The organism is Bacillus sp. FSL K6-2431, assembly GCF_038005165.1.
GTDB lineage: Bacteria > Bacillota > Bacilli > Bacillales > Bacillaceae > Bacillus > Bacillus pumilus.
The window spans coordinates 1,866,166-1,890,044 of the sequence record NZ_JBBOSQ010000001.1 but is presented as its reverse complement, the minus strand read 5'-3'; the positions used below and the strand labels follow the sequence as shown (position 1 = coordinate 1,890,044).

The following is a 23,879-nucleotide window of genomic DNA, read 5'->3' as shown; positions in this document are numbered from 1 at the left end:
TAAAACCGTACAGACAATTTGTTAGCGGATTGACATGTTTTTTATCTGTTTGTCCTCATTTTGTCTTCTCATAGTCATCTCATGACAAACTCAATCGTGGAATAATTGTTCCATCGCTTCGTCGATATTGGTGATTGGCTGGCGGCAGCTGTAGTTTTCACAAATATACACGGTGGTTTTGCCATCGATCGTTTTGTAATCTTTTGTAAAGGGCGCGAGTTTTGCTAATTCCTCCCCTGTTTCGGCAGTCAATATGATATCAAATGGCATGAAGCGTTTTTGAAGCGCCTGTAAAAGCTGTTCTTTTTGAGGGTCGCCGTTTTTCCCGAGAATGATGATTTCTCTTTTCGTTGCATATTGACCGAGGAGCCCTTGCAGAAATGCTGTGTGCCCGCTTGGATAGGAAGAGACATCGACATAAAAGGCTTTGAACATCTGCTCTAATGTGTCCAGCCAATCCTGACGTCCGGTCAGTCTGCTTAGCATGAGAAGCTGCTTGAGTGCGGTGCTGTTGCCAGAAGGCATGGCGCCGTCGTATACTTCTTTTTCTCGAACGATGAGCGCTTCTGCATCTGATCCTGAGAAGAAAAAGCCCCCTTTTTCCTTTTCCCAAAACAGCTCAAACATGTTCTCGGCAATGGCTGTCGCTTTTTCCAGCCATTCTAATTCAAAGGTCGCTTCGTATAAAGACATATACGCTTTTAGCATATGCGCATAATCCTCGATAAAGCCGAGATGCTTTACGTCTCCTTCTCTATAGCGGACCATGAGCCGCTCATGTTGGACGAGGTGTGTTTCTAGAAAAGACATCGCCTGTTTCGCCATACCGATCGCTTCCTCTGCACCAAATACCCTTCCTGCTTTGGCAAGCGCAGAGGCCATCAGTGCATTCCATGATGTGAGCACCTTGTCATCGACAAGCGGTGCAGGTCGCTGCTGTCTGACAGATTGTAAAATGTGCCGGGCTTCTTGCAGCTTAGACTGTAGCGTATGGTCATCAATCGAAAAAGAGGCTTTAATGTCATCAAAAGAGGTTGAAATGGTATGAGGGATGTTCGCCCCTTCAAAGTTCCCCTCTTCTGTGATGTGATAGACAGCGCAGAATAATGCGCCGAGATCCTCGCCTAAATGAGTCATGATCTCATCTTTTGACCAAACGTAATATTGTCCTTCTTTCCCCTCAGAATCTGCATCTATCGCTGAATAAAAGGAGCCGCCCGGATTCATCATATCTCGCTTGATAAAGTGGATCAGGCGGTGGACAAGCTTTTTATATTCAGGTTGTTGAGTGAGCTGATACGCTTCTGTGTAGGCTTCCATCAGCAAGGCGTTATCATACAGCATTTTTTCAAAATGAGGCACAAGCCATTTTTCGTCTGTTGAATAACGAGAAAAGCCTGAACCGACATGGTCGTATATACCGCCATTTGCCATTCCATCTAACGTTTTCGTGACTGCATATAGCGCATTCTCCTGCCCAGTCCATTCATAATAGTGCATCAAGAATGAAAGCATATGAGGTGCAGGAAATTTTGGCGCAGAGCCGAATCCGCCGTGCAGCGTATCAAAGCTACTCATGAGCTGATAATAGGCTTTGTGGATCGCCTCTTGAGTGAGCGTATTTTCCGTCTGCCCTGCTGCTTTGATCCGCAGATTATTTGTCGCCTTCTCTGCCAATGATTCGATATGATCGCGATCGTTATGGTACGCATCCAGCAATTGTGTCAGTGCCTCGATGAAGCCAGGACGCCCGTAAGTACTTCTCTTTGGAAAGTACGTCCCCGCATAAAAAGGCTTTTGATCAGGCGTGACAAACACGTTGAGCGGCCAGCCGCCTTGCCCCGTCATCATCTGACAAACAGACATATACATCGAGTCGATATCTGGACGCTCCTCACGATCGACTTTAATCGAAATGAAATGCTCATTTAAGATGTCAGCGACTTGTTGATCTTCGAAGCTTTCGTGTGCCATGACATGGCACCAGTGACAAGTTCCTTTGGTTATCCATACCCAATCGATACGAAAACAGGTTTGTTTTCAAGTTTCGCTTTTTTAAATGCTTCATCTGACCATGTGTACCAGTTGACTGGATTATATGCGTGTTGGAGTAGGTAGGGAGATTTTTCAGCGATTAATCGGTTGGGTATTTTTTTGTTTGGCATGGGATCACCTCCTGTATTCTTCATCAGAATTTCAAAGTCCTAAGTTAAATAATAACTCATAAATTACTTAACAATACAATATCGTCTTATTAAATGCTTTACATAGTTTGATTTTGCTGTTTATCACATTTAAAACGCATAGATGTAATAGGGACATTTAAAGCTTATTCTATAATCTTTATCGAAGTTTTCCAAAACTGAGCGTGTCATACACTTGCCAGATATTATAAAAGGCTTTTTATTTGGCAAGAATGTTTTTGATAACTTATTTAGGGTAATTTAATTTAAAAATTCAAAGATATTCATAATTAATGAAGGTGCAAATCTATATTGGAAAAGATATGAAGTGCTTTTGTTTACTGTGGCAAGTCCATATGCTAAGATGGAGGTAATTATAATGAAAATAAAGGGAGCGATTATAATGGAAAACATTGCTCTTCCAAAAGAAACTTTAACTTACTCTAAAATTAGATTAAATAAAAATATTTTAAACCAATCGAATGATGGAATTGTCCACAATGAGTTGACCAATTTATTTAATGAATTACAGGCGTTGATCAATTATACGGCAGGTTACTTAATTAAACAGTTGAATTCTAAACCTTCTAATAAAGATGATGAATATTTCAAAGGTTTATTTCACGAAGTTGATTCAACAAATAAAAAATTAAAGAAAAAAGGTGCAATTTTAAAAAATGAAATAATGGACTATATAAAGTATAACAATGTGGACATTCATTACCTAGATGATGTATTGAAGTATGAACAAAAGATCACAAAAAGATTTTTAAATAAAGAATTAAATTATAATCAATTAGAATTGATTTGTTCATATATAAGTGAGCTTTTGGCAAATTTAAAAATGAACTTAAAGATTAAAAAAGTTAATAATAAGCAAGAGAAAAGAACATTATTAACTCAAGGAGAAAAAAAGACATTCTCTATAAAAACTCCTTATGTACTAAACCAAAAATTATATAAAGAAAAAAAGCCTGCTTAGGAGAATTTGGAATGGATGAAACGAAGTACAATGACTTTATTAAAAAGATAAATCTTGAAAAAATAGAACTGAATTCACTTATGTGTAATAAAAATACTTCTTTTGATAGGTCCAGAGAATTAGATATAGCTTTAGAACATGATATTAAATCTATTCAAAAAGATGGGGTAGAGCTAAGAGTGCAAATTGGCTTTGAAGTAGTCGCAGGCGAAAGTGTAGGAAATGAGGAATCTATTGAAGATTTTCAAGATGAAAGTCTTCTTTTTAGGATAAATTTCACTCTTGATTTAATTTACGCTCTCAAAGTTGATGAAGAAATTGATTTCCTATTGGGATTGGACAAAGAAATTAAACATTTTGCTGATAACAATGTTCCTGTTAACGCTTGGCCTTATGCAAGAGAGATGATAAGCTCAACAACAACTAGAATGGGATTACCCCCGTTAGTAATTCCACCCTTTATAATAGGAAAGTTTTAGGTATTTTTTATGTCTCTTTCATTTTTGAAATATAAAAATATTAGTACAAATGAAGATATGGTTAGAGATATTCTTAAACTGGCTGATACGCATCCGGAAGTATTTGTTAATTTAACAAGCTTTTTGGCTAGATATAAAAAGAATAGGACAGTTTTTTCAGACATTGATGAAGTAATTGAATTAGAGTTTAATTCTCCAAAATATGGCCTTGATGATGAAAATAGAGTTAATTTAATTAAAACTATTAAAGATTTGTATGGAAATATTGAGAAGAAATTTAATAGGATAAGGTCTAAAATTCTCGAAGAATTTATCTATAATTTTGGCCCTGTTTCTACTTGTAATCCAATAATAATAAATCAACTTCACCGTTATATAGAGCCAACTATAATGGATGGAAAAGATATAGTAGGCATAACAAATAAAAAATGTGACTTGGTTTTTATTGATAAAAACCACACTTTTATTGAATTTGTTGAATGCAAAACTGATATCTGTAATGTTATTCCTAGAAATAGACCTTTTGATAAAGCGGGAAAAGCTCATCGAGATAAAGTTGAATATTTGGAAAATGCATATAACTATTTGAAGGATAATTATTGTGAGCCAAAAATTTATTTTGCCTGTTTTAATAGTGATTATGAAGATAGCCTAAACAATCTTCAACAGAATTGGGGCTATGAATATATGGATTTTGTGAATCCTAAAAAGTTATTAGAAAATAATTTTAGTTGATAATAAAATAATTTTGCTATGAGGCTACCTAAAATTAGGTGGCTTTTTATGTTGTGGCAAAATATTAGACTTCTTATTATGCCACCAGTGGCAAGTGGCATAGCCAATACTGACAAGCACGGGTTTATTTTCACGCTTGGCTTTGTCGAAGGCTTCTTGCCCCCACGGGTACCAGTGAACTGGGTTGTAAGCGTGTTGAAGGAGGTATGGTGATTTTTAAGTGATGAGTGTGTTGGGTGTTTGGTTGTTTGGCATGGGTCACCTTCTTTCATGTAATATTTTACTGTGTATTTTTCCTTTAGTGAGAATTCGTCTTTTTATAAAAAAAATCCTCTTAAAGTAGAAGAGGACAAAAGGGCGTATTTTTTTGATGGTAAATAGTATACGTTACTTGAAGTAATCAATTTCCACAATGAATTTTTCAACTGATATTCCATCGCTCCCAATCATATGGAGTTTAGGAGTTTTTAAATTTTTCTCACCATTATTTCCAAATGTAAAGGTGACTGTACCGCTTATATATTGATGAGGATTTATATCTTTAATTCTTTTCCCTGTTTTATTATTAATAAAATCTATTGTCTGGGTTTCTTCCTCTCCCCTCATCATTCTATAAAATTCAGGATGGAGGGGTAGTTTATCGTTTGTTTGATTTTTTAATGTAAATGGTATGCGGTATTCAGTTATTTTATTTCTCATTTCATCAATGGTATTAATTTTCTTAGCTTTTTTAAACGTATGACTTATTTTTAGAAATTCAAATGTTTCATTTGTCGTAAGGTTTTTTTCTGTTACTTTATATTTGGAGTATTCACTATTCACTTGTTGATAGCGGAACATGCTGATTAAGATAAAAATTATAGTCATTACTGAAATTACTATTACTTTTTTTCTCATTTTTCTTTATCCCTATCAACAATCGTTTCTTTTATAATTTCACCAGATTCAATATCATAAATCGTATCTGAAACCTTTTGAAGAGTTTCTTTATCATGGCTAGCGATCAAAATTGTTTTACCTTCATTTTTTAATGTTACGAGTAATTGATGTACTATTTCGACTGCTTTCTCATCTAAAGCATTAGTAGGTTCATCTAAAATGAGCAAATCCGGTTTTTCCATAATTGCTTGAGCTATTCCCAAACGTTGTTTCATTCCAAGAGAATACTTTTTAAACTTTCTTTTGTCATTTGGATCAAGCCCTACACGAGAAATGACAGCAGAAATTTCGTTATCGTTAATTTTATTCTGAATCATAGAGAGTAATTTTAGGTTAGCAAAACCAGTATATTCTGGGATAAAACCAGGATACTCTATTAATATTCCAACATTTTCGGGAAATGAGATGTCTCTGTGTAATTGTTTCCCACCTACAGTTACTTTTCCATCACTTGGTTTTACTAATCCGGATAATACACGAAACAACATTGTTTTTCCGGATCCATTAGGTCCACGAAAACCATAAATATTCCCCTTTTTTAATGATAAGTTAATATTCTTAAGGACGTGGTTTTTTTTAATAAATTTGTTTAATGCCTCAATTTTAATATATTCTTCTGACATGAGTTTCACCTCGATTAACATTCTTTTTCATGATCAATACCGTATTCATTTAAAAAATCTTGTTTGATAAAAATTTTATATGCAAGAAAAGTAAAAAGTAATCCAAAACCACTAAATAAATAAATCATTCTAGAAAATAAACCTGGTATAAGCCAAGATGTCATTTCTAATGACAGAGAGTCATTAATGAAAGAAAAACCAAAATAAATATTAAGCATTTTATCAAGAATGAAAGTAGATGAAATGATAATAAAGCTGTATATATAATTTTTACTTAACAAATAGCAAACCACAACAAATAATCCGATCAGATAGAATACCAATAAACTTGTAATCAGATATCTAATTAACATGATATTAGATGAAAAGTATTCATCTAAAGGTAGTTGATCGCCATATATTAAGTACGGAGCTCCTTTTGTAGACAGCCAAACGTTGTCCCACCTTCCTGACAGGAAGCCACCCAGAAGGAAACCACCGATTAGGTATATGAGAGTGAATATTAGACAGATCCAAAAGACACGTAATAATAACGATAAAAATACTTTTTCTCTTTTTTGATAACGAACAAAACGAGAAGAGTCAAAAAAAGGTACGATTCCAAATGAAAAAAACATTAGAAAAAGGGGTAATACGGGAAAAATAAATGTATAGGAAGAGAAAAATAAATTTAAAGATTGTGGTATTCCCATTATTCCATGTTGCGGTAAACTTTCTTTGACTAAATATAAAATACAGAGCAAATAACAAAAAAACCAAATGAATAATCGCACTTTATAACGGTATATGTCGAGTAAAACGATATGTAGTTCTTTAATGAATAACATTCTTTTTAACCCCTAGAATGTATAATGAAAAACTTAACATAAATCCGATAAACAAGTGTAAAACAAGACTTGCTAGACTCACACCATCTGTAGCCTGTTGTTGCAAGAAGCTTGTTGATATCATTTCCTGATGCCCTAGTGTTGAAAGTACCATGTTTATGACATATAAACTTGCAAAAGGTGTAATTAGAACAACAAATGATTTTTTAATAAACATTCCAAATCCCAAAGCTATACTTGCGAACATACCAGAGAAAATACCAATCAATATGACATATAAAAGCATATGAACAAAGGGATGTGTATAATATAGATCTGGTAAGAAAGTATTATCAGAGTCTAAAGGCATCTCATTGTTAATCGCTCTATCAGGTTTTATATTTGGAAGTCTCATGAAAGACAAATAAATATTTAATAATAGAGGAAAGACAGCTGTGAGCATACCTGCTAAAAAGTTTATAAGAAACAAACTAAAGAAATATTGTTTTTGTTTTCCTCTAATAATTAAAAAGCGAATAAAACCAGTTGATCGATCTCTTGAGTACAGATCTGAAAATGGAAGTGTTGCTAAAATTGGTAATAGGAACATGTAAAGTGCTGGATAATCTGATATTCCACCAATCCCCATCCATTTTGTATAAGGGGTAAAAGAAATTCCTCCAGTAAGTTCTAAATGCTCTTTGAGTGGCATTTCTTCTGTCCAAAAATATGCAATTGCTAGAATTGCACCTATGGCTAATGATATGTAAAAAGATGGGCGTTTTATTAATCGTAATATAAGCAAATAAAACATGTATCTCTCCATTTCGTTTATTTAAAAATAAATGTAGAAGCGACTCAGTTAATTCTGAGTCGCTGTGTCATATAGCTCTCTTTTGAATTTAAAGAGCCTAATAGAATCAAGGGCTGTTTCGATCGTAATCGGGACTCCATACGCCATTAGCATAACCAGCTGCATTCTTCTTAGCACCAATCGAAACAGGCGGATATCCTATTCCCAAGAATGTTTTTTCAACTGCCAAATTGTATAGGAGTTGTACTCCTTTATAATTTTTCTTAATTGTATAATAGTGGCCATCTGAAACATCTTTTCCTTTAGATCTGGCCCAGGCTACATAAGAAGTATTATTCTTTTCACTGTTCATATAATACCAGGATTTAGTAAATTTTGTTCTGGATGTTGTCTCATCATATGGATTTCCTTTTAGAAATCTAAAATTATAATTAGTATCTTTATAGTTGCCACTTGGTTCTCCTGCATAGACATGCACAATTCCTATAGTAGAAAAGGTTACTCCTAGAATTAAAGTTAGGGTAATGATTATTTTATTTTTCAACGGTCTTCTCCTCACTGTTTACTTACAACAAAATATTTATCTGCAACACCTATGCAATTATTATCTTTATTTAGCCAAATCATTCTTAATGCTATTTCTGCTTTCTGACCTTTGAATTTTGGTAGATTAATTAAAAAATCGTGATCAGCATCTGGGATATCATAAGATTGCTCCCATTGATGAATCGCTCCCCTATCATCTTTCAATTTTCCTAAGATTTTTGTTGGGGGAGGTTCTTTTTGACTGAAGGTCATCGCTAATTCATAATTTTTAGGAAGTGGTCCAACTTCGATGTCTTCTCTTTTGAAAACATTTTCAATTGCCACATCATTATTCTTAATCTCACCTTGATAATAATGCTTCTCTTTCAACTGTTCCCAAAATATAACTTTGAAAAGACTTTGCTTTTGTTCCGTATCAAAATAGAATATTTTAGGTTCATCCTTTGTACTATTATCCAAATCTTTTATACTTATAGAAGGATCTGGAGCTTTATCTTTTATGGTGTTATTGAAATTATTTGATTGACAAGCACTAATCAAAGATATCATTATTAAAATTAAAAAAAATGTAAATAACTTTTTCACTATTTTCCCCACTAAAACCATAATTTGTACCGGTACGTGAGAATTATACAATAAAATAAAGAAAAATACACCTTTTTTTGTATTTTTTTATTTAAAATGCTATGTTATGCTATGTTCTAGTTAGTTGATAAGAGAGGGCTTTTTTACATGATTGGTTTATTATTACTTTTTAAAAGAGATATGATTCTTGGGTTTCATAGAACTACAAAGACTTTTATCATTATATCTATTCTAGGGTTGTTTAATTTTCTATACTACCTTTATTTTCTGCATATTAGTTTAACTAAAAGTAATGTTGCGTTTTGGGATGTTATTGGTAAAACCTTTGCGGGTGTTCCCTTTGAACTTGTCGAACAACAAACAATTGAATTTCCTTTTGGATGGATTATATTTCAATTAAGTGGTGCAATATTGGTCAATACTTTTATAAAAGAAGATCTATTTGCCCATAGTGCCTTTATTAGAGTTAGAACAAAGTCAATATTTAAATTATGGGTAAGCAAACTATTATTTTGTTGTACTGCAATATTGATCTTTTACATATTAATATTGTCCTTAACCTGGTTTGTATGGAAGTTGAGTGGGGGTACAGTAAATAATTTGACAGATTACGGCGAAAGTATTTTAAGATATTCCTCTTTTCAATTCTCTTATAGTCAAATTATTGTTTATTCAATTCTCTTAAATATAGCTGGGACATTTCTTTTCACTTTTATCTTTGCTTTATTATCATTAATTTTTAAAACAATTTATAGTTTCATAGTTTGTATCTGTATTTTATTCCTTTCAATTTTCTCAGACAACCCACTGCTGCTTGGAAATGAATTTATGCTGATTAGGCACCCTATGTTTGGTTTATCTCCAGTTGTCTCTATTAGTATTACACTAATTATAGTACCTATTCTTTGTATTGTTCTTTCAGTAGTTGGAGGAATTTATCTAACTAAGTATGATTTAATAAGTGATACCGAAATGGAATGATATTTTATAACAATATATTATCCTGTAGACTTGAAATCTACATTTACCCGTTCTAAGGAGAGTTAAAGTACTTAAAAATGAGGAGCTACTGTGACATTTATATCAGTAGTTCTTCTTTTTTAATATCATCATGTTTGACTAAATACCTCTTAGGGTATACTATCTGTCATAGAAAGAATAGAAAGGAGTCCTTATTCATGGAGTATAATCAGCAGATGAAGAATCGTCTTCGCCGGATTGAAGGGCAGATTAAAGGGGTTCTTGCGATGATGGAGCAGGGCAAGGATTGCCGCGAGGTGGTCACGCAGCTGTCTGCATCACGTAATGCGATTGATCGGGCAATGGGTGTGATTGTGAGTACAAACCTTGAGCAATGTGTTCGTGAAAGTCTTGAACAAGGCAAGGATACGGAAGGTCTTGTGAAAGAGGCAGTTGAGCTATTGGTGAAAAGCCGGTAAGAAATTCCTCAGCCTTTGGAGGTTGACGGATTTTTTTACTTGATGTAATATACCCTTACCGGTATATGTATATATTTTTTATTTTTATATACCCCCATAGGTAATTATTGAAGGAGGAGCAGAATGGAAGAACAGAAAAAACGCACGACGATTGTGTTATTCAGTGGAGATTATGATAAAGCGATGGCAGCTTACATTATTGCCAATGGTGCAGCAGCTTATGATCATGAGGTGACCATTTTCCATACGTTTTGGGGACTGAATGCCTTGCGTAAGGATGAGATGGTACCGATGAAAAAAGGATTTTTAGAAAAAATGTTCGGCAAGATGATGCCGCGCGGGGCTGATCGCATGGGGATTTCCAAGATGAATTTTGCGGGAATGGGACCGAAAATGATTAAGCATGTGATCAAAAAGCACAATGCCATGACCTTGCCGCAGCTCATTGAGATGGCGAAGGAGCAGGATATTAACCTCGTGGCATGTACAATGACGATGGATCTTTTAGGATTACAGGAGAAAGAATTATTAGATGACATTCAATATGCTGGTGTAGCGGCATATTTAGCAGAGGCTGAAATTGGACGTGTGAATTTATTTATCTAGTGAGGTGAAGCAGGATGGTGCAGACGATTTTACTCATCATCGTAATTGGATTACTCGTGAGCCGCTTTCTGCCGGTTCGAGGTGTGAAGCAAATGGATGCAGCTCATATGAAAAAGAAGCTGAAAAGCAGAGGTCAACAGCTCATTGATGTGCGCTCTCCTAGTGAATTTCAAACAAATCATATCAAAGGCTTTCAAAACATTCCATTGCCTCATTTGAAGGATCGAGCTTCTCAGCTTGAGAAAAATGAAGAGGTTTATGTGATATGTCAAAGCGGGATGAGAAGTATGCAGGCGGCGAAAATATTGAAGAAGCAAGGATTTACTCAGATTACAAACATCAAGGGTGGCATGAATGCTTGGTATTAAATGCGCAACAAAATATACCCCCATCCCTATATGAAGGAGGACATGACATGCAGCAACCAACTGTCATTTTAGATGCAAAAGGACTGGCATGCCCGATGCCGATTGTGAAAACAAAAAAACAAATGAATGAGCTCTTACCAGGAGACGTACTTGAAGTGCAGGCTACCGATAAAGGGTCAGCAGCGGATCTAGCGGCATGGTCAAAAAGTGCCGGTCACGAATTTTTAGGGACAAAAGTAGAAGGTCAGGTGCTTCATCATTTGATTCGTAAGGGCGGAGAACAAGAGAAAGAAGGGAAGTCCATGATTTCGGAAATGTCTTTGGAGACTTTTCAACAGAAAGTAAAAGAAGATCCACCTTTGTTTATTTTAGATGTGCGAGAGCTGGATGAATACGAGGCGGGGCATATTCCAGGAGCTGTTCATATTCCTCTTGGTGAGGTTGAACAACGTGCGGAGGAATTGAGCCGGGAGACGGACATTTACCTGATCTGTCATTCAGGCAGAAGAAGTGAATTAGCTGCGCAAAAGTTAAAAGAACAAGGATTTCATCAATTGATGAATATCGTGCCAGGCATGAATAGCTGGACAGGAGCGATTGAAAAATAGGAGCTGAATGAAACATGACGGTAACAGCGATGAACGCAGAGCAGTTAACAAAAAAGATCGTGAGCAAGGAACCGCTCTTTTTGCTAGATGTGCGAAATCAAGCGGATGTTCAGGATTGGAAGATCGAAGGGGAAGCAATCGCTCATATGAATGTGCCTTATTTTGATCTCCTTGAAGGAGTAGAGGGCATTTTGCATGACATTCCTCATGATCGTGAAGTGTTGGTGGTTTGTGCCAAGGAAGGCTCCTCTATTATGATCGCGGAGATGCTGTCAGAGGCGGGCAGAACGGTCCATTATTTAGAAGGCGGTATGAAGGCGTGGAGTGAGCATCTAGAGCCAGTGAAGATCGGTGATTTAAGCGGCGGTGGAGAGCTGTATCAATTTGTGCGAATGGGCAAGGGATGTTTGTCTTATATGATCATGTCGAATGGAGAAGCCGCAATTGTAGATGCAGCTAGAATGACGGATGTCTATACCCGTTTTGCTAAAAAACATCATGTCTCTATAACCCAAGTGTTGGATACTCATCTTCATGCAGATCATATTTCTGGCGGGAAGAAACTGGCTGAACAGACTGGTGCTAGCTACTGGCTGCCGCCAAAAGATGCAGAAGAAGTGATCTTTGAGTATCACCGACTTGAAGAAGGGCAGCGCATAACGATTGGAGCGGCTACCATTGACATTCATCCCCTTTACTCACCGGGGCATACGATTGGGTCAACATCCTTTATCGTGGATCATCAATATCTTCTTTCAGGTGATATTTTGTTCGTTGATTCGATTGGAAGACCTGACCTCGCTGGAATGGCGGAGGACTGGGTAGGTGATTTGAGAGAAACACTTTATGACCGATATGGAGCACTTTCGAAAGAATTGATTGTGCTACCAGCGCATTTTATGATCATGGATGAAGTCAATGAAGACGGAAGCGTTTGGAAGGAGCTAGGCGTTCTATTTGAAGAAAATCATGGACTGAATATTGAAGATGATGACGTATTTAGACAAATGGTCACGAAGAATCTGCCTGCACAGCCAAACGCCTATCAAGACATTCGTCAAACCAATATGGGGAAGCTGAGTCCAGATGATGAAGCGCAGCGTGAAATGGAAATTGGTCCAAACCGTTGTGCGATTCGGTAATGTCCAATAAAATAAGAAGAGAGGAACAATCAAATGACATCAGATCAAATATTAGACGTCACAGGGCTTGCATGCCCAATGCCGATTATTCGGACGAAGAAAAAAATGAATGACTTGACGGAGGGTCAAGTGTTAGAAATACATGCAACAGATAAAGGGGCTAAAGCTGACTTAGCAGCATGGGCGAAGTCAAGCGGACATGAATTGATCACGCAGACGGAAGAAGGACATGTGCTGAAGTTCTGGGTGAGAAAAGGGTCCTAAAGGATGTAGGGGTATCTGCTGAAGATCCCCTTTTCCTTTTGCAAAAGGAGGAGACCAGCGTGGATTTTGCATTTTTGATTACACTTTTTATCATCGGATGTATTGGTTCCTTCTTATCAGGAATGGTGGGGATCGGGGGATCTGTGATCAACTATCCTATGCTGCTATATATCCCCCCACTGGTCGGTGTGATGGCACTATCGGCACACGAGGTATCAGGGATTGGCGCCATCCAAGTGCTTTTTTCGACGCTAGGTGGGGTATTGGCCTATCGTAAAAGCGGATTTTTACATCGGACTTTGATTTTATATATGGGGAGCAGTATATTGGCGGGCAGCTTATTAGGCAGTTATGTCTCTCACTTTATGCCAGAGAATGGGATGAATCTCGTCTATGGATTGCTTGCAATTGTGGCTGTGGTCCTCATGCTGATTCCAAAAAAGGGACAGCGTGCAGATGCAGAGGGAGAAGTCACTTTTCATAAAGGACTTGCGGCAGGTATAGCCTTTGTGATTGGCAGTGTTTCCGGGGTGCTAGGCGCGGGTGGAGCATTTATATTGGTACCGGTGATGCTGTCTATTTTAAAAATTCCTGTCCGGATGACGATTGCGTCTTCACTAGCGATTACGTTTCTATCTGCGATTGGCGCATCGACTGGAAAGATATTGACGGGTCAAGTCATGCTTCTTCCTGCGGTTGTGCTGATGCTGGCAAGTTTAATAGCCGCTCCGATTGGTGCTAAGATCGGTCAGAAAATCAATGCCGTCTACTTGCAATGGGCACTTGCTGTGATGATTACAGCGACAGCGGTCAAAATTTGGCTGGATTTATTATAAAGAAAGGACCAGCAAACGTGTTGGTCTTTTTTATTTGACGTCATCGTGCTCGATATATGTTTCAAGGGCTGGGTGATACTCTTTTTGATAATGAAGGTTGGGGCATGTTTTCACGACTTTGCCTTGCAGGGCATTGGACTTAGAGACTTCTAATGCTGTTTTACATTTAGGGCAGCGTTCGGCAAACAGTGAGGGCCAGCGCTTCATATATCACCACTCCAGTTAAAGTCTTGAAAACCGATTATATTAATATGAATTATAGGGGATCGTGCTGGTGAGGTCAATGGGTGTTTGGGTCTTTTTAACAAAAAAGAAGCACCGTGAAGGATGCTTCTCTTTCGTTTCTATTCTCAATAAGCTTTTGCCCAGAAAACCATATCAGATGCAGGCTTTCCGCAGCAGACACATGTATCAGAGACAGATTCCTGTTCAAATGGGATACAGCGTGAGGTCGCCCCTGTTCTTTCTTTAATGTCGTTCTCGCAGGCTTCGTCACCACACCACATGGCTTTAATCAATCGGTTTTCTTCTGAAAGAATGTGCTCAATGTCTTCGATGGTGTGAGCTCTTGATGTTTTTTCATGTAATCGTTCTTTCGCCTTTTCGTACATCGTCCGTTGAATATCTTCAAGCGTGGATGTGATGGTTTGTTCAAGTGCATCTAATGTGACAGCTTGCTTTTCACCAGTGTCTCGTCTTGCGAGCATCACCTGTCCTTTTTCGATGTCCTTTGGTCCCACTTCAACACGTAGAGGAATGCCCTGCATTTCACATTCGTTGAATTTCCAGCCTGGCTGTTTATCGCTTGCATCAATGTCAGCACGTGCGATGCGGGTGAGTCGATCTTTCAATTCGTAGGCATGATCGAGTACACCTTCTTTATGAGAGGCGATTGGCACGATCCGCACTTGGGTTGGTGCAATGTTTGGCGGAAGGACGAGTCCTCTGTCATCGCCGTGCACCATGATCATGGCACCGATGATTCTTGTGGTGAAGCCCCAAGAGGTTTGCTGGACATGCTCTAGCTTTCCTTCGCGGTTTAAGAATTCAATGCCAAATGCTTTGGCAAATCCGTTTCCGAAGAAGTGAGAAGTGGCCGTTTGCAGCGCTTTTCCATCATGCATCAGGCTTTCAACTGTATAGGTGAAGCGGGCACCAGCGAATTTTTCCTTCTCTGTTTTTCTCCCTTTAATGACAGGAATGGCAAGGAGCTCTTCGCAAAGAGAAGCGTAAATGTGAAGCATTCTTTCTGTCTCCTCAATCGCTTCTTGCTCAGTCTCATGACATGTGTGTCCTTCCTGCCATAAGAATTCAAGCGTTCTAAGAAATGGACGTGTGGTCTTTTCCCAGCGAACGACATTCGCCCATTGGTTATAAAGCTTCGGTAAATCACGGTAGGAATGAATGATATTTTTGTAATGCTCAGCGAACAGTACTTCAGAGGTTGGTCTGACGCAGAGCCTTTCCTGTAATTCGGATTCACCGCCATGTGTGACCCACGCCACTTCAGGAGCGAAGCCTTCGATATGGTCTTTTTCCTGCTGCAGCAGACTTTCTGGGATAAAGAGCGGCATATACACATTCTCATGCCCTGTTTCTTTGATTTGGCGGTCCAGTTCGTCCCGAATATTCTCCCAAATTTTAAAGCCGTATGGCTGAATGATCATACTGCCTCTGACGCTTGAATAATCGACGAGGCGTGCCTTTGTGACAACATCTGTATACCACTGGGCAAAATCGTCTTCCATGCTTGTGATTTTTTCAACAAATTGTTTCTTTGGCATTGCATATTCCTCCTTTTAAAATGCAAAAAAGCTGTGCTTTAAGTTAGGGACCATTCCTGGTGGTACCACCCTAATTTAAAGCACAGCTTTACACTCGATCATGATAACGGTATGAACCGCTGTATGAAACAGAACTAAATCGGCAGGTTCACTTGAAGATGTCAGTAGGAACTTCTCAGCACCGTTCCCTCTCTGTTAAAGGTCAATTCAAGCTACTATTCCAGATCTACGTTGATCAATGTTCGTTGATTTTTCATCAGTTTACCTGTAAATGCAGGAGAAAGCAAGTTGTACTGGGGTTTCTTTTCATGCTGTTCTGAGTGCTTTGTTTGATCGTGAATTTGCAGTCATTTCCTATTTTTATAGCTTGCCAGTTATGTAAGCATATGCTACTATATTTGAAGAAAAAAATAGACTTGTATAACCTCAATAATATGGTTTGAGGGTTTCTACCAGGATCCGATAAATCCTGATTACAAAAGCGTTCTTTCCTTTTTTGTAATCAGGGTTTTTTTGTTTGTCTTCACCCTGTATCAAAAGTGAAAGCGATGATATAGAGAAGGGATGTTAGACATGAACTGGAGAGTATATTTATTAGCCGTTTCTACTTTTGCGGTTGGATTAGTTGAGCTTGTGGTCGGGGGCATTTTGCCAAGCCTTGCAGAGGATTTGAATGTATCTCTTGCGACAGCTGGGCAGCTTATCACCGTATTTGCCATTGTGTATGCCATTTCAGCACCTGTGCTGCTGACTGCCACAGCTAAAATTGAACGAAAGCGTCTTTATTTAATCGCGTTATTGGTGTTTACAATAGGGAATGTATTCACATATTTTAGTTCGACCTTTGCTCTTGTCATGATCTCTAGGGTATTGATCGCAATGAGTACAGCGCTAGTGGTGGTGTTGTCATTGACGATCACTGCTAAGTTGGTGGAGCCAGCGCATCGTGCGAAGGCATTAGGTCTGATTTTTATTGGGATTAGTTCTTCACTTGTTCTCGGTGTACCGATCGGTATTTTTATTACAGAGAGCTTTGGCTGGAGAGTGATGTTTTTAGGAATCAGTATTTTATCAGCGATATCGATGGTGCTAATTTATTTCCTATTAGAGAAAATGCCTGTTGAAAAAGTGACACCTCTTAGAGAGCAAATTCGTGCTTTAGGGCATCCGAAAATTTTTAGTGCACACTTGATCAGTTTGTTTATGCTTGCAGGTCATTATATGCTTTATTCTTATTTCACTCCGTTTTTAATGGAAGTTCTGCATATGACCCCGTTCTGGATTAGTATTTGTTATTTGGTCTTCGGGCTTGCATCTATTGGCGGGAATGGGTTAGGCGGTTGGCTTAGTGACAAGCTGGGTTCAGGGAAAGCCATTTTGCTGGTGACAATTGCGTTTGCGGTTGTGTTGTTTATCATTCCTTATACAGCGGGTGTGTTTGTCCTCTTTATGATCATGGTTGTCCTATGGGGAGCTCTTAGCTGGGCATTAACGCCTGCCTTGCAGAGCTATTTGATTCAAACAGATCCTGTGACGTCTGATATTCAGCAAAGCTTAAATACATCGGCCTTGCAAATTGGTATCTCAATTGGATCAGCGGTTGGCGGTGTCCTATTTACGATGACCGGTTCATCTGTTGATCTGGCGAAGTTCGGTGCAGTGTTTGTACTGATTGCCTTTAGCTGTGCGGTGATTTCGTTGAAGAGACCACCACTTTATATGGATCGTCAGCATCGTGCTGAATAGCTGCCTAATGATAGGCAGCTTCAGCGTGTAGACAAACCCTCGCATTCGTTGTCAGTCCTGCGTGCTGGTGCTCACGAATGTCAAATTCGCTCCGCGCCAGTACTCGTCCTTCCTAGACTTCAAAGGTTTTCTATCACGCTGAAAAGAAGACAAAGGGCTAAAATAAAAATCATTTTAGCCCTTTGTCAACAATCTGTAGCTGCCTATGATAGGCAGCTTTTTTTTATGTTCTATTTTACTCTATTCAAAAACAACCATTTCTCCGATTGGTTGGAAGCCGGCACGTTGGTAAATATTTTTGCCGTCCGCCGATGCTTGTAACAGGACGCGCTTCTGTTTGTTGTCTGTCTGGGTCAGAAGGTAATGAAACATGTCACTGCCAAGTCCCTTTCCGCGGTGATCTGCCTTTGTGATGACATCATAAATACCGTAGCTATCGGTTGCTTCGAGTAATAAGCCTGTTGTGACCGGTTTGTGGTCTGCATATCCGACGAACATGCGAGCGCGTGATTGTATAGCTTCAAGCGAAAAACGCTGGAAATAGTCCTCTAAGGCGATAGCCTCCGGTGACTCTTTGAATAGCTCGATAAAGATATTTTTGTAATCAAGCAGTGTCTGGTCATCAAGTACTTCTTTGATTGTAAGTGGTGAAGATGTAGCTGGGTCAATGCCTTCTGTCTGTTCAAGCATCATGATGGTATTGCGTTCAACCTCTTCAAGCTGATATTCCTTTAGTAAATCAGTCCAATCAGGATGAAGCAAGCGGTGATCCACCCATGTGCTAAATAATAGTTTCTGTGACTGCAAGTATTCGATGGTTGCTTTCACTTTTTGCGGATCTTTAATTTGCGCTGATGTCGGTAATAGCAAATTGAATGTGTCTGTCGATATGTGAGTATTGGATAGTACGAAATCGTCCGTTGCGAGGAAGGTTCCGTCCACAGCTGAAGAAAACAGGTGGATCTTTTCTTCTAATTGGCGAATGGCGATGTGTTGTTCGGTTTTCATTAGCTCACCTTTTTCATCAAAAATTGGATGTCATCCCCTATGAATTATAGCAAATAAAAGAAAGAGGAGCTGTGACATCATAGATCATCTAGTAGAAAAGTACATATACCATTTTCAGGTCTGATGGCCTATTATTTTTATCACACTGACATTTCTTTTGACTCCTATCTTAATTATTAGTACCATTTTATTAACCAGTTAAGAGTGGAGGTTCAGATGGAGACTAAAGAGCAGATTGTATTAAAAGCGATTCAAGATCTGATTATTCATAGAGAAAAGAGAAGGAATGATCCAACAGATCCACTGATTACCACGACTGATACACTCAAGCAAGATTGGACACTCACACAGCTTCACATTTTATCGATGATTCAAGCCAATCCAAACGAATCAAATAATACATTTCTTTCTCAACAACTGAAACTATCAAAGCCCGCTATTACAAAGGCTGTGAAAAAACTAATTGATAAAGGCATGGTGGGCTATTGCCACCGGCAAGGGGATAAAAAATCTGTCTACTATTCATTGACAGAGAAAGGCACGCAATTGGCGGCACTGCATGATGAATTACATGAGAAAGCTGTCGCGTCCTACTTAGAATTTCTCCAGCAGTTTCATGAAGATGAATTACAAGTCATTGAGCGCTTTTTGAAGGCATGGAAAGAAAAAATATAGATTAAAAAAACCGAAACCATCGTAGAAAATGAGATGATTTCGGTTTTTTATATGGTAAAATTAACATATATTGACGTTATTCGTGATCATGTTAAAAGGGAGGGAGCTTCTTTGGGGAAAGAAATGATGGAAAATTTTAAAAAGTACGTATTCATCATGCCGTTCGTGGGATTGTTTGTCAGCTTGCTATTATTTGTTTATTTTTTTGGTATCACAGGAGTTGAAGGGTCGATTTGGGCTGCTGCTTTGTATTGTGCTCTGCCCTTTTTGGTGAACACGATATATTTTTTGCCATTATGTATTTATTTTAAAGTCAGCAAAAATAGTGAGGAACATTCATGATAGTGGTCAGCGCTTGTCTTGCTGGGTTGAAGGTCCGGTATAATGGTAGCCATCGATTAGATCAGCGAATCGAAGAGCTTGTGCAGGAAGGAAAGGCTGTGACAGTTTGTCCTGAACTGCTTGGCGGCTTTTCTACGCCAAGACCTCCGGCAGAAATCATTGGTGGAGATGGACATGATGTATTACGAGGGCAGGCTGCTGTTGTCGATGTTCATGGAACTGATGTCACAGAGATGTATGTAAAAGGTGCGAAAGCGACACTGGAACAGGTTCAGTCACTGAAAGCAACAGCGGTTGTGCTAAAAGAGTACAGTCCTTCTTGCGGGAGCCAGCTGATTTACTTGGGAGAGTTTAACGGCAAGACAAAAGCTGGAGATGGTGTGACGTCCGCCTTGCTAAAACAGCACGGGATTCAAGTGTTCTCTGAGGAGGATGATTGGACTTCGGTGTTTCAATAGGCGTGGCGTGATTAGAAGGAGGAGTTAGGTTGAAAAAGTGGATCATTGGTGTAGTTGTCGTTATTTTAATCGGAATGGGTATTTATTTTATGATCCATGCCAAAACATACTCTTTTGATGATGTGGTCTCGATTGATCGAAACAAAGTGACATCCATACAAATTGAGCATGATAATGAACGTGCTGTTTTGAAGAAAAAAGAAGACATTCAAAAGCTGTTGAAGGAACTTTCAGATGTGAAATTAAAGAAAATGAACGAAGCCAAAAAAGCTTCAAAAGAATCTTATTGGATCAGAGTGTACGAGAATGAACAGGAAACTTATGGTCTGACTTTTTATGACCAAAGCTTTTTAGAGACATATGATTTTTCTAAAAAGAAAGATCAAACAAGCGAATACCAAATCGTTGACGCCAATCAAGTCGATATAGGACAATATATCAAATAACACTAGCGAACATTCATGCATGATCAATCGAAAATTCGGGTATAGTGCTTGGTAAGCAAAAATGAAGCGGAGGTTTGTTTGATGAGTGGATTAACAGATACAGTCACATTAGCAAACGGAGTAAAAATGCCGAAGCTAGGCTTCGGTGTATGGCAAGTAAAAGATGGGGATGAGGCTGTAAATGCAGTCACAGACGCTCTTGAAGCGGGCTACCGCAGCATCGATACAGCAGCAGCCTATCAAAATGAAGAAGGGGTAGGCAAAGCCATTCAGCAATCAGGCATCTCTCGCGATGATCTGTTTATTACGACAAAGGTGTGGAATCGTGATCAAGGCTATGATTCAACACTTGAAGCCTTTGAAACAAGTATGAACAAGCTAGGGCTAGATGTATTAGACCTTTATTTAATTCATTGGCCAGTTGAAGGCAAATATAAAGAAACTTGGAAAGCACTAGAGAAGCTGTATAAGGATGGACGCGTTCGAGCCATCGGTGTGTGTAACTTCCATCAGCACCATCTAGATGATCTATTAGAAGAAGCAGAAGTTGTGCCAATGGTCAATCAAATCGAGCTGCATCCAAAGCTGACGCAGGAGCCTTTACGAGACTACTGCAAGGAGAAAAGGATTCATGTAGAAGCGTGGTCACCATTAGGCAGCGGGAAGCTGCTGAACCATCCTGTTCTTCAGGATATTGCGAAAAAACATGACAAATCCGTGGCTCAAGTCATTCTTCGCTGGGACTTGCAGCATGGCATTATCACCATTCCAAAATCTGTGACGAAGAGCCGAATCATCGAAAACACACAAGTCTTCGATTTCGAGCTGTCCGCACATGAGATGGGTGTCATCGATCAGCTTAATGAAGATGAGCGCACAGGTCCAGATCCAGATAACTTTGATTTTTAATCGAAAGAAAAGCACAGGTGGCATGCCTGTGCTTTTTATTGAACGATTTTACGAGGCTGATACGGTTTCAATGACTTGAATGGCGTCGACCATTTGCTCTTTGGAATAGTCTCCAATCAAGCAAAAAGTTTCATCTATACGTGCAGCATGGCTTGCCACTGTTTTTGCGGCTTCTTCTAGCTGAGCTGTGATGCCAAGCTCACGCATATTTCTAGGTAATCCGAGTGTTTCATAAAGCTCAAGTAATTCTTCTACTTCGCCCATTCGATTTTCTGCGGCAAGCTGAACAAGAATGCCGTATGCCACTTTTTGACCATGTAACATATGGTGCGTTTCCTCAATAAACGTCAATCCGTTATGGATGGCGTGGGCTCCTGCCATTCTTCCGTAGCGTCCTCCGTAGCCGCCGACCGTGCCAGCTAATGTAATAATGGTATCCGTTACATCTGCAAATGCTTGCGAAAGCTGACCCGTTTGCAAGCTGTGGACAGCTTCTTCGCTATGGGAAACAAGAATATCCCTCACGTATACCGCCTGTTTTAGTGCTGCATGCACCATGAGCGGCAAGGAATCCTTTGCATTTCGAATAATGGCTTCCGCTTCATACCATTTGGCCAGCGTATCTCCAATCCCACTTTGAAGGTAGGAAAGAGGAGAAGAGAGCAAAAATGTATGATCAATGAGCGTGAGGTAGCTGGACCGTTTATGGTAATCGACTCTCATGAAATTCCCCTTGTCATCATAAATGACGCTAAGCGGTGTAGATGCAGCACATGTCCCCGGGATGGTTGGAACCATGATCACTTCAATTTGAAGAGCCTCTGCTACTGACTTGGCGGTGTCTAAAATCGTGCCGCCTCCGATCCCAATCACCACATCTGCCCCGTGCAGTTCTTCTGCAATTCGGGTAATTGCATTGGGTGAACTGTATCCTTTGTGCTGGACAACAGGCCAATGAGACGGAAGCTTTGTGTACTGTGAAAAAGCATGAAATGAATCATATCCTGTCACGACAGCGGGCGACTGGAAGGATGGAGAAACAAGTGAAACGAGTTCATGATAAATGCCTTTTTGAGAAATAAATTGGTTTGGACCGCTTCTGACGATATCTTCTGGCTGTATCATTGCGTTCTGCTCCTTTGCAATATCATATTTGATAAATCATCTCATTTTACAGAAAGTTCTGTCAAATATGAGAAGAAAGACCCTTCCGTTTTATGGAATTGAGCCGCTGTCATTGCCTTTAGGTATGTATTTCCTGTATGATAAAGAACGGTATGTTTTGATTAAATTTAAGAGGTGTTTATATATATGGAAAAACAATATCGTGTCTTACTTTACTATCAATATGTCCCCATCGAGGACCCAGAGACGTTTACAGCAGAGCATCTAGCATTCTGTAAGGAGCTTGGTTTGTTAGGTCGTATCCTTATCTCAGCAGAAGGCATAAACGGAACTGTTTCTGGTACCATTGAGCAAACGGACAAGTACATGCAAGCATTAAAGGAAGATCCGCGCTTTGCGTTTATGCCGATCAAAATTGACGAAGCAGACGGTCATGCGTTTAAAAAAATGCACGTCCGCCATCGAAATGAACTAGTGAATCTGAGCCTTGAAGATGATGTGAACCCGCTAGAATTAACAGGTAAGCATCTTAGCCCGGTTGAATTTTACGAGCAAATGCAATCACCTGATACCGTTGTGATAGATGCACGTAATGATTACGAGTTTGATGTCGGCCACTTTAGAGGGGCAGTTCGTCCTGATATTGAGACATTCCGCGAATTACCGGAGTGGATTCGTGACAATAAAGAGATTCTTGAAGGGAAAAAAATCCTGACGTATTGCACAGGCGGCGTACGCTGTGAGAAATTCTCAGGCTGGTTAAAGCGTGAAGGCTTTGAAGATGTCTCTCAGCTTGACGGCGGAATAGTCACGTACGGAAAAGATCCAGAAGTTCAAGGGAAGCTTTGGGATGGTCAATGCTATGTGTTTGATACTCGTTTAACAGTGCCCGTAAATCAAACAGAGCATGTGGTTGTCGGAAAAGATTTCTTCACTGGTGAGCCTTGCGAGCGTTATGTGAACTGTGCAAATCCTGCATGTAACCGCAAAATGATTGCAACAGAAGAAAGCGAGCATAAATATATGCGCAGCTGCAGCCATGAATGTCGTACAAGTGAACGTAACCTTTATGTGAAACAGCACAACCTGTCTGAAGAAGAAGTGCAAGAAAGACTAGCTGTGATTGAACAAGAACAAGCGATCTCACAAGGATAGAGGGAACCCCCCTTTATCCTTTTTTTCTATTCATGATAGGGCTCAGAAGGAAGAGGGATTCATTTCCTCTTTCTTTTTTGTTTAGTTTTTTTCAAAATAAGGGTAAAGGTAGTTATTCAGTCTAATAGATTGAATCATTGAAAAAGCGCTTTCTTAAGAAATAAGCATGTTCGACTATTTCAGAAAATGGAGAATTGAGAGATAATAAAACAGGCGAAAAAATGAACAAGGGTAAAGATTCAGTTTAAGAAATATTTGTCAATTGAATGAAAAGTG

General features: G+C 39.0%; 29 protein-coding genes, 2 pseudogenes and 1 riboswitch. Of the genes and pseudogenes, 18 read left to right on the top strand and 13 right to left on the bottom strand.

The features are described 5' to 3' along the window. Positions 1-90 precede the first annotated feature (90 nt). Together MHH40_RS09245 and MHH40_RS09240 are read right to left on the bottom strand one after the other, a co-directional pair. Positions 91-1,974, bottom strand: coding sequence for a thioredoxin domain-containing protein (locus MHH40_RS09245; RefSeq protein WP_340900991.1), 1,884 nt, complete (start codon positions 1,972-1,974; stop codon positions 91-93). Between the two features lie 9 nt (positions 1,975-1,983). Next, a pseudogene (locus MHH40_RS09240) lies at positions 1,984-2,165 on the bottom strand (DUF255 domain-containing protein); the annotation flags it as partial. Between the two features lie 397 nt (positions 2,166-2,562). Here MHH40_RS09240 and MHH40_RS09235 point away from each other — a divergent pair. From MHH40_RS09235 to MHH40_RS09225, 3 genes are read left to right on the top strand one after another with little or no spacing between them, the layout of a single operon-like run. After that, positions 2,563-3,165 carry a hypothetical protein gene (locus tag MHH40_RS09235; RefSeq protein WP_340900989.1) on the top strand — a complete coding sequence of 201 codons (603 nt, stop codon included), beginning with the start codon at positions 2,563-2,565 and terminating at the stop codon, positions 3,163-3,165. 11 nt (positions 3,166-3,176) lie between these two features. Then, positions 3,177-3,644, top strand: a complete 468-nt coding sequence (locus MHH40_RS09230) for a protein-export chaperone SecB (protein ID WP_144482168.1) — start codon at positions 3,177-3,179, stop codon at positions 3,642-3,644. 9 nt (positions 3,645-3,653) lie between these two features. Continuing rightward, positions 3,654-4,379 carry a hypothetical protein gene (locus MHH40_RS09225; protein ID WP_340900987.1) on the top strand — a complete coding sequence of 242 codons (726 nt, stop codon included), beginning with the start codon at positions 3,654-3,656 and terminating at the stop codon, positions 4,377-4,379. Between the two features lie 24 nt (positions 4,380-4,403). Here MHH40_RS09225 and MHH40_RS09220 read toward each other — a convergent pair. The 7 genes and pseudogenes from MHH40_RS09220 to MHH40_RS09190 form a co-directional block, all read right to left on the bottom strand. After that, positions 4,404-4,634, bottom strand: a pseudogene (locus tag MHH40_RS09220) (DUF255 domain-containing protein). Positions 4,635-4,766: 132 nt separating this feature from the next. Beyond that, the gene (locus MHH40_RS09215) at positions 4,767-5,276 is read right to left on the bottom strand and encodes a hypothetical protein (protein ID WP_340900986.1); all 510 of its coding nucleotides are present in this window, start codon (positions 5,274-5,276) and stop codon (positions 4,767-4,769) included. Beyond that, positions 5,273-5,941 carry an ATP-binding cassette domain-containing protein gene (locus MHH40_RS09210; protein ID WP_099679424.1) on the bottom strand — a complete coding sequence of 223 codons (669 nt, stop codon included), beginning with the start codon at positions 5,939-5,941 and terminating at the stop codon, positions 5,273-5,275. Before MHH40_RS09210 ends, MHH40_RS09215 begins: the two co-directional genes overlap by 4 nt. Positions 5,942-5,955: 14 nt before the next feature. Continuing rightward, complete coding sequence (locus MHH40_RS09205; protein WP_251191209.1) at positions 5,956-6,768, bottom strand: hypothetical protein; 813 nt, start codon at positions 6,766-6,768, stop codon at positions 5,956-5,958. Then, entirely contained in the window at positions 6,755-7,561 is an 807-nt protein-coding gene (locus tag MHH40_RS09200; RefSeq protein ID WP_105927953.1) for a hypothetical protein, read from the bottom strand. Before MHH40_RS09200 ends, MHH40_RS09205 begins: the two co-directional genes overlap by 14 nt. A 106-nt stretch (positions 7,562-7,667) precedes the next feature. Continuing rightward, entirely contained in the window at positions 7,668-8,105 is a 438-nt protein-coding gene (locus tag MHH40_RS09195; RefSeq protein ID WP_322000278.1) for a hypothetical protein, read from the bottom strand. An 11-nt stretch (positions 8,106-8,116) separates the two neighbouring features. Then, the gene (locus MHH40_RS09190) at positions 8,117-8,692 is read right to left on the bottom strand and encodes a hypothetical protein (RefSeq protein WP_335356326.1); all 576 of its coding nucleotides are present in this window, start codon (positions 8,690-8,692) and stop codon (positions 8,117-8,119) included. Between the two features lie 147 nt (positions 8,693-8,839). On the opposite strand from MHH40_RS09190, the gene MHH40_RS09185 reads away from it, so the two are divergent. The 8 genes from MHH40_RS09185 to MHH40_RS09150 all read left to right on the top strand — a co-directional run bounded on the left by MHH40_RS09185 (position 8,840) and on the right by MHH40_RS09150 (position 13,955). After that, the gene (locus MHH40_RS09185; protein ID WP_340900983.1) at positions 8,840-9,673 is read left to right on the top strand and encodes a hypothetical protein; all 834 of its coding nucleotides are present in this window, start codon (positions 8,840-8,842) and stop codon (positions 9,671-9,673) included. A gap of 197 nt (positions 9,674-9,870) precedes the next feature. Beyond that, positions 9,871-10,131 carry a metal-sensitive transcriptional regulator gene (locus tag MHH40_RS09180; protein WP_003217059.1) on the top strand — a complete coding sequence of 87 codons (261 nt, stop codon included), beginning with the start codon at positions 9,871-9,873 and terminating at the stop codon, positions 10,129-10,131. A gap of 123 nt (positions 10,132-10,254) precedes the next feature. Then, complete coding sequence (locus MHH40_RS09175; protein ID WP_012008766.1) at positions 10,255-10,737, top strand: DsrE/DsrF/DrsH-like family protein; 483 nt, start codon at positions 10,255-10,257, stop codon at positions 10,735-10,737. A gap of 14 nt (positions 10,738-10,751) precedes the next feature. Further along, entirely contained in the window at positions 10,752-11,105 is a 354-nt protein-coding gene (locus MHH40_RS09170; RefSeq protein WP_212046267.1) for a rhodanese-like domain-containing protein, read from the top strand. A 47-nt stretch (positions 11,106-11,152) separates the two neighbouring features. Beyond that, the gene (locus MHH40_RS09165; protein ID WP_340900979.1) at positions 11,153-11,713 is read left to right on the top strand and encodes a sulfurtransferase TusA family protein; all 561 of its coding nucleotides are present in this window, start codon (positions 11,153-11,155) and stop codon (positions 11,711-11,713) included. Positions 11,714-11,727: 14 nt separating this feature from the next. Beyond that, complete coding sequence (locus MHH40_RS09160) at positions 11,728-12,855, top strand: MBL fold metallo-hydrolase (protein WP_340900977.1); 1,128 nt, start codon at positions 11,728-11,730, stop codon at positions 12,853-12,855. Positions 12,856-12,888: 33 nt separating this feature from the next. Further along, complete coding sequence (locus MHH40_RS09155; protein ID WP_044139185.1) at positions 12,889-13,119, top strand: sulfurtransferase TusA family protein; 231 nt, start codon at positions 12,889-12,891, stop codon at positions 13,117-13,119. A gap of 59 nt (positions 13,120-13,178) precedes the next feature. After that, positions 13,179-13,955, top strand: coding sequence for a sulfite exporter TauE/SafE family protein (locus MHH40_RS09150; RefSeq protein ID WP_340900974.1), 777 nt, complete (start codon positions 13,179-13,181; stop codon positions 13,953-13,955). A gap of 30 nt (positions 13,956-13,985) precedes the next feature. On the opposite strand, the gene MHH40_RS09145 is transcribed toward MHH40_RS09150, so the two are convergent. Together MHH40_RS09145 and proS are read right to left on the bottom strand one after the other, a co-directional pair. Continuing rightward, positions 13,986-14,162: a hypothetical protein gene (locus MHH40_RS09145; RefSeq protein ID WP_167331440.1), complete on the bottom strand. Its 177-nt coding sequence runs from the start codon at positions 14,160-14,162 to the stop codon at positions 13,986-13,988. Between the two features lie 143 nt (positions 14,163-14,305). Continuing rightward, positions 14,306-15,739 carry a proline--tRNA ligase gene (gene proS / locus MHH40_RS09140; protein WP_340900971.1) on the bottom strand — a complete coding sequence of 478 codons (1,434 nt, stop codon included), beginning with the start codon at positions 15,737-15,739 and terminating at the stop codon, positions 14,306-14,308. 396 nt (positions 15,740-16,135) lie between these two features. Further along, a riboswitch (purine riboswitch) is annotated at positions 16,136-16,235 on the top strand. A 77-nt stretch (positions 16,236-16,312) separates the two neighbouring features. On the opposite strand from proS, the gene MHH40_RS09135 reads away from it, so the two are divergent. Beyond that, positions 16,313-17,485, top strand: coding sequence for an MFS transporter (locus MHH40_RS09135; RefSeq protein WP_003217034.1), 1,173 nt, complete (start codon positions 16,313-16,315; stop codon positions 17,483-17,485). A gap of 240 nt (positions 17,486-17,725) precedes the next feature. On the opposite strand, the gene MHH40_RS09130 is transcribed toward MHH40_RS09135, so the two are convergent. After that, positions 17,726-18,493, bottom strand: coding sequence for a GNAT family N-acetyltransferase (locus MHH40_RS09130; protein WP_050943380.1), 768 nt, complete (start codon positions 18,491-18,493; stop codon positions 17,726-17,728). Between the two features lie 216 nt (positions 18,494-18,709). Between MHH40_RS09130 and MHH40_RS09125 the strand changes: the two genes are divergently transcribed. From MHH40_RS09125 to MHH40_RS09105, 5 genes are all read left to right on the top strand, one after another. Continuing rightward, complete coding sequence (locus MHH40_RS09125) at positions 18,710-19,168, top strand: MarR family transcriptional regulator (protein WP_050943378.1); 459 nt, start codon at positions 18,710-18,712, stop codon at positions 19,166-19,168. A 111-nt stretch (positions 19,169-19,279) separates the two neighbouring features. After that, a complete protein-coding gene (locus MHH40_RS09120; RefSeq protein ID WP_050943376.1) occupies positions 19,280-19,510 on the top strand; it encodes a hypothetical protein in 231 nt (76 codons plus the stop codon). Beyond that, positions 19,507-19,968: a DUF523 domain-containing protein gene (locus MHH40_RS09115; RefSeq protein WP_050943375.1), complete on the top strand. Its 462-nt coding sequence runs from the start codon at positions 19,507-19,509 to the stop codon at positions 19,966-19,968. The genes MHH40_RS09120 and MHH40_RS09115 overlap by 4 nt, the downstream gene beginning before the upstream one ends. 29 nt (positions 19,969-19,997) lie before the next feature. Next, entirely contained in the window at positions 19,998-20,414 is a 417-nt protein-coding gene (locus tag MHH40_RS09110; RefSeq protein ID WP_050943373.1) for a DUF5301 domain-containing protein, read from the top strand. A gap of 81 nt (positions 20,415-20,495) precedes the next feature. Next, positions 20,496-21,323 carry an aldo/keto reductase gene (locus tag MHH40_RS09105; RefSeq protein WP_050943371.1) on the top strand — a complete coding sequence of 276 codons (828 nt, stop codon included), beginning with the start codon at positions 20,496-20,498 and terminating at the stop codon, positions 21,321-21,323. A 48-nt stretch (positions 21,324-21,371) separates the two neighbouring features. Here MHH40_RS09105 and MHH40_RS09100 read toward each other — a convergent pair whose 3' ends face one another. Beyond that, a complete protein-coding gene (locus MHH40_RS09100) occupies positions 21,372-22,445 on the bottom strand; it encodes an iron-containing alcohol dehydrogenase family protein (RefSeq protein ID WP_050943474.1) in 1,074 nt (357 codons plus the stop codon). A gap of 189 nt (positions 22,446-22,634) precedes the next feature. On the opposite strand from MHH40_RS09100, the gene trhO reads away from it, so the two are divergent. Next, positions 22,635-23,603, top strand: a complete 969-nt coding sequence (trhO, locus tag MHH40_RS09095; protein WP_050943369.1) for an oxygen-dependent tRNA uridine(34) hydroxylase TrhO — start codon at positions 22,635-22,637, stop codon at positions 23,601-23,603. The last annotated feature ends 276 nt before the right edge of the window (positions 23,604-23,879 follow it).